Below are 8122 nucleotides of genomic sequence, written 5' to 3' on the forward strand. Positions count from 1 at the left end.
CATCGAGAAGGTGATCGAGGTGATCTCCAAGGGCGCTGCCGGTTCCTGGCAGATGGAGAACCGCCACAAGACGATGAATGCCGGCAAATACGATTTCGGCTTCGCCGTCGACTGGATGCGCAAGGACCTCGGCATCTGCCTGGCGGAGGCCGACCGCAACGGCGCCAGGCTGCCGGTGACCGCGCTCGTCGACCAGTTCTACAAGGATGTGCAGGCAATGGGGGGGCGGCGTTGGGACACCTCCTCGCTGCTCGCGCGCCTGGAAAAATAGAGAACGCGATGGCCGAGCTTTCGCCCCAATCGAGCGCCGACGAAATCGTCGCGTATCTGCGCTCGATCGGCTCGGAGGAAAATCGCCAAGGCATGCTGCGCTACGGCATCAAGATCGAGCGCGCGCTCGGCATTCCGCATGGCGTGCAGCGGCAGATCGCCAGGAAGATCAAGCGCAACCATGAACGCGCCTTCGAACTCTGGCAAACCGATATCATGGAAGCGCAGTTCATCGCTTCCGTGACGGCCGACCCGAAGCGGTTTTCAGCCGCGGATGCGAGGCAATGGGCGGCGTCTTTCGATTCGTGGGATATCGTCGACGGTGTCTCCGATCTCTTCGTCGACACAGACTCCTGGAGGGAACTGGTCAACGAGTTCGCCGCCGACGAACGGGAGTTCGTTCGACGCACGGCCTTTGCCATGATGGCCTGGTCGGTCGTCCACCGGAAGAAAGAGCCGGTGGCCACCTTCCTCGACTTCCTGCCGGTCATTGAGGTCCATGCCACCGACAGCCGAAACTTCGTGAAGAAGGCGGTGAACTGGGCGCTTCGTTCGATCGGCAAACGATCGATGGAAATGCACGGCGCTGCCCTTGCTGTCGCCGAACGACTGGCGCAGTCGACCGACAAGACGGCGCGCTGGATTGGCAAGGACGCAGTGAAGGAACTGACCAATGCCAAGACGATCGAGCGGATCGCCGCCAGGAAAGGCTGACGGTGCCGAAATCCGCTTCGCGGAGGTGACGCGTTCGACACGCGCGGATTTCGAGGAACTTTTCGAACAGCCGGGCGCGCCGAAATATTGCTGGTGCATGGCCTGGCGCCATTACAGCCGCGAGCACGTCCGGAACGCCGAGAAGAAGCGCATGATGATGGGGCTGATTGAGGCCGGAACGCCCGTCGGCATCGTCGCTGAAGTCGACGGCAAGCCGGTCGGCTGGTGCTCGGTCGCACCGCGGGAGACCTATCGCAGGCTCTCAAAGGTTCAGGACGACAGCGAAACGGGCGTCTGGTCGATCGTCTGCTTCTATGTGCCGAGGGCCCTGCGCGGCGGCGGGGTCGCGGCGGCGCTGCTCGACGCGGCGATTGACCATGCCTTTGACAGGGGCGCGCGCGTGATCGAGGCCTATCCGGTCGACCAGGCAGCGCCAAGCTACCGCTTCATGGGTTTTCGCGACATGTTCCTGGTGCGAGGCTTCCACGAGATCGGCACCGCGGGCTCGCGCCGGCATGTGATGCGGCTCGAGCGTTGACGCCGTGGACGGCGGCGTCTTTACTCAGGTGCAAAGGAAGCAGCCAATGAGCAAGCATCTCCAATCAACCATCGCGCTCTCCGCTGCTTTGCTCATATCCATTGCCGCCGATGCCTCGGCCGAGACCGCGCATATCTTCTGGAAGGACCTGCGGCCGGCGACCAAGGCGATCGCCGAAGACGCCAACATGCCGATGATCGCGGCGAAACTGCCGGACCACGGCGAGACTCTGTCCCTGGGCCTCCAGGACAAGACCGTTCAATTAGCCGGCTACGCGCTGCCGACCGATCGCGACGGCGACCTCGTCTACCAGTTCCTGCTGGTGCCGTGGACGGGCGCCTGCAGCCATATGCCGACGCCGCCGCCCAACCAGATCGTGCTGGTGACGCCGGCACATCCCTACAAGATGTCAGAGGCCTACCAGCCGGTCTCCATCACCGGCGTGCTGAAGCCAGGGATGGAGAAGAGCCAACTCTTCATCCTCGATGGCGTCTCGGTCATCCAGTCGGGCTACACGGTGCGCAAGGCCGAGGTGGCAAGCGTCAACTCGGTGCCGGACACGGTCACCTTGCCGGTCAGCTCGCCCTGGAGTTTCCTCAACAAAAAGAAGAACTAGGCAGGCTTGCGTGACCTTTCCGGAGAACGGCCACGCATCAGCACCTCAAGCCGCGTTGGCGCCGGCTTCCTTATCCAGCACCATGTAGTCGAGCGGAATCTCGGTCGTGTACTTGATCTGCTCCATGGCGAAGGACGACGAGACGTCGCGGATCTCGATCTTGGCGATCAGCCGCTTGTAGAAGGCGTCGTAGGCGGCGATGTCGGGCACCACCACGCGCAGCAGATAGTCGACGTCGCCGCTCATGCGGTAGAATTCGACCACTTCCGGAAATTCCTGGATCACCTCGGAGAAGCGCCGCAGCCATTCATGGCTGTGCGAATTGGTGCGGATCGACACGAAGACGGTGACGCGCACATTGACCTTCTCGTGGTCGAGGATAGCGACGCGCCGCTTGATGACGCCCTCTTCCTCGAGCTTCTGGATGCGCCGCCAGCAAGGCGTCGTCGACAGGCCGACTTTCTTGGCGACATCGGCGACGGCCAATGTCGCATCCTCCTGCAGGAGGCGCAGAATCTTTCGGTCAAGGCGGTCCATCGGATGCTCCGTTAGTGCATGTCGCCCAGCTTGCGTGGCGTGCGCTTTGAGGAATAGTTTGTCCATAATCCCTTTTATTCTGGCCTTTCACAAGAAAGAAATTCTGCCAGACAGGCGGAAAGCGGGTGTTTTCTTGCTGTATGCCTAACCAAGGCGATAGCGGATTTCCGACCTCAGGAAGGGCAGCAAATCCATTTCAAACCACGGATTCTTCTTCAGCCAGCCGGTGTTTCGCCACGATGGATGCGGCAGCGGCAACACTTTCGGGCCGGCCGGCGCATCCCATATCGCGCGCCAGTTCCTGACGGTTTCCGTCAACGAGGACTGCCGCGCCGTGCCCATGTGCCAGGACTGCGCGTAGCCGCCGATGGTCAGCACCAGATCGATTTGCGGCATCAGCGCCATCAGTTCGGCGCGCCACGCCGGCGCGCATTCGCGGCGCGGCGGCAGGTCGGCGCCCTTGGCATCCTGGCCGGGAAAGCAGAACCCCATCGGCACGATTGCGAATTTGTCCGTGTCGTAGAACTCCTCGCTGGTTACGCCAAGCCAGCTGCGCAGCCGGTCGCCGGAGGCGTCGGTGAACGGCATGCCCGAGAGATGGACCTTGGTGCCCGGCGCCTGGCTGGCAAGCAGGATGCGCGCTGTCGATGACGGCAGCAGCACCGGGCGCGGCTCGTGCGGCAATGGCCGGCCAAGCGGCTTCTCGACGCAGATGCGGCAGGCGCGGACCCTTGCCGTCAGTCTCTCCAGCGCTTCGCTCATCCGGGCCTCAGGCGGCCGCGCTCGGCCGGCTGGAGATCGCCGCGTGCCAGCGCAGCACGTTGGTGCATTCCTCCGGCACCCTGATGCGCGCCGGCTTCATGAAGTCGATGGCGATCAGCCCGGTGATGTCGGCGATCGAGAAGCTGTCGCCGGCGGCGAATTCGCGTTGCGCCAGTTCGGCATCGAGCAGCTTCAGGAATTCGACCGCCTTCGGCTTGTTCGCCTCGCCCCACTCAGGGACCTGCGGCACCTCCCATTCCTTCATCGCCGGATGAATGTGGCGAAAGGCCTGAGCGACGCTGCTCAGCAGATTGAGCTCGATGCGCCTTTGCCACATCTCGACCTTCGCCTTGCCGAGCGCGCCTTGCCCGAACAAAGGCGGCTCCGGATTAAGCTCCTCGAAATAGCGGCAGATGGCGACGGATTCGGTGATGATGGTGCCGTCGTCGAGCTCGAGCACCGGCAGGCGCTGCAGCGGGTTGCGCGAACTCACGGCCTGCTGCTTGTGCTCCGGCGCGCCCATGTCGACAGGCACCAGCGGAACCTCGATCCCTTTCTCGGCTAGGAAAACCCGCACCCTGCGCGGGTTGGGGGCGCGGCCGCCGTCGAACAGCTTCATTGTCATCCTCCCGATCCGATCTCGCTCCATCTCCTTACCGGAAGCGGAAAAACTCGCGCAAGGCGTCGCCGATAGACGCCAAGGTGCCGTGCTTCCTTTCGACCAGTCCGTGGCCGTGCGTATCGCGCCAGTCCTGCGGCTCGTCGAAGGTGCCGGCCCAGATGCCCGCCTTGCCGGCGCGGGCCCCGGCCTCCTCGGTCTCGAAATCGCCATAGGCGACGGCCCAGCCGGCCTCGACCTGGGCGCGGTTGAGGTCGACGCCGCCCGCCTTGCAGTCACCAAGCAGCCGGCCAAAGCGGTCCTGCTGCCAGCCGCTGCAGGACACGGGACGGCCGCCTATCAGCTGCACCAGCGACTGCCGCGCGAGCTTGCCGCACGCATAGTCGGCGCCACCCCTGCGGCAGGTCTGCTGGTACTCCGGCGCGTCGATGCCGCGCATGCGAATGCGCGTGGCGCCAAGCGTGATCGAATCGCCGTCATTGACGATCGCCGCGCCCGCGGCCTCGCGCGTCTCGAAGCGGTCGAGGCGGGCCGCGAGCAGGATCAGCAGACCGAGCAGAACTATGGTCAGGCAATAGTCGAAAAGCCGCCGCCACAGGCTGCGAGGCGGCTGCGGAGCGTATCGCCGGCGCGGCCTCGGCGACCAGGAACGGCTCATATGGCAAACAGTCTCTTAATCATTCGAACGTAGCTTAACGAATTGAAATCGCTGCGCGCAGAAATTGAAGTTTGTATGCCTTTGCTACGCACGAACACAGCGGACAAATTCATTGTGGACCGCAGGAAACCGCATCGCAACAGCGATGTGGCGCGCGCGGTGCGCAGAACCCGTGACCGTCTTTCGCAGCAGGCCGGCAATCTCGATTTCGACCGCGAGCTCCTGAAGCTGCATGCCCGCACCATGGTGGTCAGCGCGACCGCCATACCGATCCTGGTGCTGGCGATCGCCGCGACCGGCCTGTTGGCCGGCCTCGACAAGAAGATCGGCATCTGGGCGCTGTTCACCCTGCTTTGCTACGCGATCGTCGCCTTCATGGCGCGGCGCATCGAGCGGACGGAAGCGTCCCAGATCGATCCGTCGCAGGCGCGGCGCGATTTCCTCATCGGGCATTTCCTGTGCGGCCTTGGCTGGGCCTGGTTCGCCTGGTTCGGTTGCGACACCTGCCAGATCGATCAGTTCCAGGTGGTCAAGGCGATGGTGCTTCTGGTCGCCATGGCGGCCACCGCGGTGATGGCATCCTCGCTGGGCGGCGCGCTGCTGGCGACCTTCGCGATTCCCGTCGCCGTCTATGCCTATGCCGGAGCACGAACGTGGCTGCCGATCGAGGTTATCATGGCCGCGCTGCTGGTCACCGCCCTGCCCTTCTTCGCCTACGTCGCGCGCAATCTCAACCAGGCATCGCTGATGCTGATGTCATTCCGTTCGGAGAAGGATGCGTTGATCGCCGAGGTCGAAACGGCGAAATCGATGTCGGACGAGGCGCGGCGTCGGGCCGAGGATGCCAATCTGGCGAAGTCGCGCTTCCTCGCCTCGATGAGCCATGAGCTCAGGACCCCGCTCAACGCCATTCTCGGATTTTCCGAAGTGATGGCCAATGAAGTGCTCGGCCCGATGAACAACCCCACCTATCGCGACTATGCTCATGACGTGCACGAGTCCGGCCAGCATCTGCTCGACCTGATCAACGAGATCCTCGACCTGTCGCGCATCGAGGCTGGCCGGTACCAGCTCAACGAGGAGCCGGTAATGCTGCTCACCATCGCCGAGGACTGCTGCCACATGATGGAGTTGAAGGCGCGCAACAAGGACATCCGCGTCATCCAGGATTTCGAAACCACCTTGCCGCGCCTGTTCGCCGACGAACGCGCGGTGCGGCAGATCGCGCTCAACCTCCTGTCCAACGCCATCAAGTTCACGCCGTCCGGCGGCGAGGTTCGCGTGCGCGTCGGCTGGACCGCCGGCGGCGGGCAATACATCTCGGTCAAGGACAATGGGCCGGGCATTCCGGAGGAAGAAATCCCGGTCGTGCTTTCAGCCTTCGGCCAGGGTTCGATCGCCATCAAGAGCGCCGAGCAAGGCACCGGCCTCGGCCTGCCGATCGTGCAGGGCCTGCTCGCCATGCATGGCGGCGAATTCGAGCTTCACTCCAAGCTGCGCGAGGGCACCGAGGCGATCGCCATCTTCCCGCTCAGCCGGGTGATGGAGGAACTGCCGGCCCTGCCGACCAAGACGGTCGCGGCGCGCCGGCGCTAGGTCCGGGCCGCGGCCGCCATGCCGGAACTGGTGAGGGCGGCAGCCTTGACCAGGCCGGCGGCAAGGCCTGCTCCCACAGCTTCGCCATGGCTGACGCCAAGATCGAGCAACGGCCGCAAGCCAAGCCGTTCGATTGCCCTGGCGTGTCCCGGTTCCGGCGACAGGCTGGCCACCAGGCAGTGGGCGATCGCCGCTGGGTTGGCGGCGTGCAGAACAGCGGCCGTCGCCGTCGCCGCAAATCCGTCCAGCAGCACCGGGATCTTCTGCATGCGGGCAGCGAGGATGGCGCCGGCGATCGCCGCGAACTCGCGGCCGCCGACACGGCGCAAGGCTTCGAGCGGATCGCTGAGGCCGGCGCCGTGAAAGGCAAGCGCCCGATCGACCGCTTCAGCCTTGCGCGCCATCATCGCCGCGTCGGCGCCCGATCCGGGCCCGACCCAATCGATACCAGCGCCGCCGAACAGCGCGGCGCACAGAGCGGCGGCGACGGTGGAATTGCCGACGCCGAGATCGCCGAGACAAAGGAGATCGGCACCGCCGGCGACCGCTTCCATGCCGAAGGCCATGGTGGCGGCGCAGCCGCGTTCGTCGAGCGCGGCTTCCTCGGTGATGTCTCCGGTCGCAACATCCAGCGCCAGGTCAAAGACCTTGAGGCCGAGGTCGTTGGCGATGCAGACCTGGTTGATCGCCGCTCCCCCGGCCGCGCACAGTTCCACTGCATTGGCGGTCGCCGCCACCGGCCGCGGCGAGACGGCATGGCGGGGGACGCCGTGGTTCCCGGCGAAGATCGCCACCTGCGGCCGCCTGACCGCCGGCGGCGCCTGCCCGCTCCAGGCAGCGAGCCAGGCAGCGATGTCCTCGACGCGGCCAAGCGAGGCCCTGGGCTTGTCGACCTTGGCAAACAGCGCGCGCACGCGCGCCTCGGCCGCCTGATCGGCCGGCGGCAGGTTTGCCAGAAGGTTGCGAAAATCGTTGAAAGGCGATGCGCTGGTCATGCGGCCTACAATGGTTTGCTGGAAGGTTTGAGCGGCATAACCGCCTTGCTGCGCCAGCACAACCTTCTGGGCTTGCCGTGAAAGCAGCAAAGCGCGGCGCATTCCGTGGGGCTTGCATTGGCATGGACGTTGCACCATGTGGAAGTAGCGCAAGAGAACATCATGACGGCCATCGAATCCCCGTGCATCCTGGTCTGTTCGATCGACATGAAAACCGGCTTCTGCTTCGGCTGCGGCCGCACGCGCGACGAGATCTCCGCCTGGATCGGGATGACTCCGGAGGTTCGCCGCGCTGTCATGGCCGAGTTGCCGGCACGGCTGGAGACGGTGGAGCGGCGGCCGCGCCGGGAGACCCGCCGCACCCGCATGGCGCGCGAGCGCGACGCGTTGTCGTGAAGGGGCAACACCGATGAACCGCCTGTTCTGGATCCTGATGGTGGTGATCGGCGCCGGCGCGCTGCTTTTGATGCTCAACGATTCGGCGGGCAGCACGTTTGGCGTCGACAACTACGATTTCAGCCGGCTGATCTGGCTCGGCGCGTTCGGCACGCTGATCGGCGCCGGCCTGCTGCGCTCCGGCAGGCCGCTCGGCGACATGGCCCGCAATCTCGGCACCTGGGCCGTCATCGTGCTGGCGCTGATCGCCGGCTATCAATACCGCTATGAGCTGCAGGACGTCGCCAGCCGGGTGACGGCGGGCCTTGTCCCCGGCAGCCCGCTGGCGCTGGGCGTGGAGGACGGCCACGCCACGGTCACCCTGGACAAGGCCGACAATGGCCATTTCGAGGCGCGCATCCTGATCAACGGCGCGCCGGTG

Annotated in this window: 10 protein-coding genes and 2 pseudogenes; 7 read left to right on the top strand and 5 right to left on the bottom strand. The window is 64.9% G+C overall.

Annotated elements, in window-relative coordinates; genetic code table 11:
- The 4 genes from EN738_RS26245 to EN738_RS26260 form a co-directional block, all read left to right on the top strand.
- Positions 1 to 271 (top strand): NAD-binding protein (locus EN738_RS26245; RefSeq protein ID WP_145966934.1); only part of this gene is annotated, 271 nt, incomplete at its 5' end.
- Between the two features lie 8 nt (positions 272 to 279).
- The gene (locus tag EN738_RS26250) at positions 280 to 984 is read left to right on the top strand and encodes a DNA alkylation repair protein (RefSeq protein WP_127286239.1); all 705 of its coding nucleotides are present in this window, start codon (positions 280 to 282) and stop codon (positions 982 to 984) included.
- Positions 944 to 1522 (top strand): GNAT family N-acetyltransferase, encoded by a 579-nt coding sequence (locus EN738_RS26255; protein WP_127286240.1) that lies wholly within the window; start codon positions 944 to 946, stop codon positions 1520 to 1522. Before EN738_RS26250 ends, EN738_RS26255 begins: the two co-directional genes overlap by 41 nt.
- Before the next feature lie 46 nt (positions 1523 to 1568).
- On the top strand, positions 1569 to 2138 hold the full coding sequence (locus EN738_RS26260; protein ID WP_127286241.1) for a DUF3299 domain-containing protein: 570 nt from the start codon (positions 1569 to 1571) through the stop codon (positions 2136 to 2138).
- 45 nt (positions 2139 to 2183) lie between these two features.
- Here EN738_RS26260 and EN738_RS26265 read toward each other — a convergent pair whose 3' ends face one another.
- From EN738_RS26265 to EN738_RS26280, 4 genes and pseudogenes are all read right to left on the bottom strand, one after another.
- The gene (locus tag EN738_RS26265) at positions 2184 to 2675 is read right to left on the bottom strand and encodes an Lrp/AsnC family transcriptional regulator (RefSeq protein ID WP_126054500.1); all 492 of its coding nucleotides are present in this window, start codon (positions 2673 to 2675) and stop codon (positions 2184 to 2186) included.
- A 144-nt stretch (positions 2676 to 2819) separates the two neighbouring features.
- Positions 2820 to 3437: pseudogene (locus tag EN738_RS26270) on the bottom strand (uracil-DNA glycosylase family protein); the annotation flags it as partial.
- A gap of 7 nt (positions 3438 to 3444) precedes the next feature.
- Entirely contained in the window at positions 3445 to 4056 is a 612-nt protein-coding gene (locus tag EN738_RS26275) for a glutathione S-transferase (RefSeq protein WP_127286243.1), read from the bottom strand.
- Between the two features lie 34 nt (positions 4057 to 4090).
- Entirely contained in the window at positions 4091 to 4714 is a 624-nt protein-coding gene (locus tag EN738_RS26280; protein ID WP_127286244.1) for a thermonuclease family protein, read from the bottom strand.
- A 75-nt stretch (positions 4715 to 4789) separates the two neighbouring features.
- Here EN738_RS26280 and EN738_RS26285 point away from each other — a divergent pair, with 75 nt between their 5' ends.
- Positions 4790 to 6310 carry a HAMP domain-containing sensor histidine kinase gene (locus EN738_RS26285; RefSeq protein WP_127286245.1) on the top strand — a complete coding sequence of 507 codons (1521 nt, stop codon included), beginning with the start codon at positions 4790 to 4792 and terminating at the stop codon, positions 6308 to 6310.
- On the opposite strand, the gene EN738_RS26290 is transcribed toward EN738_RS26285, so the two are convergent.
- On the bottom strand, positions 6307 to 7305 hold the full coding sequence (locus EN738_RS26290) for a nicotinate-nucleotide--dimethylbenzimidazole phosphoribosyltransferase (RefSeq protein WP_127286246.1): 999 nt from the start codon (positions 7303 to 7305) through the stop codon (positions 6307 to 6309). The genes EN738_RS26285 and EN738_RS26290 overlap by 4 nt on opposite strands.
- 162 nt (positions 7306 to 7467) lie before the next feature.
- Here EN738_RS26290 and EN738_RS26295 point away from each other — a divergent pair, with 162 nt between their 5' ends.
- Positions 7468 to 7701, top strand: coding sequence for a DUF1289 domain-containing protein (locus EN738_RS26295; protein WP_127286247.1), 234 nt, complete (start codon positions 7468 to 7470; stop codon positions 7699 to 7701).
- Between the two features lie 13 nt (positions 7702 to 7714).
- Positions 7715 to 8122: pseudogene (locus tag EN738_RS26300) on the top strand (TIGR02281 family clan AA aspartic protease); the annotation flags it as partial.

This window comes from Mesorhizobium sp. M4B.F.Ca.ET.017.02.2.1 (assembly GCF_003998955.1).
Classification (GTDB): Bacteria; Pseudomonadota; Alphaproteobacteria; order Rhizobiales; family Rhizobiaceae; genus Mesorhizobium; species Mesorhizobium abyssinicae.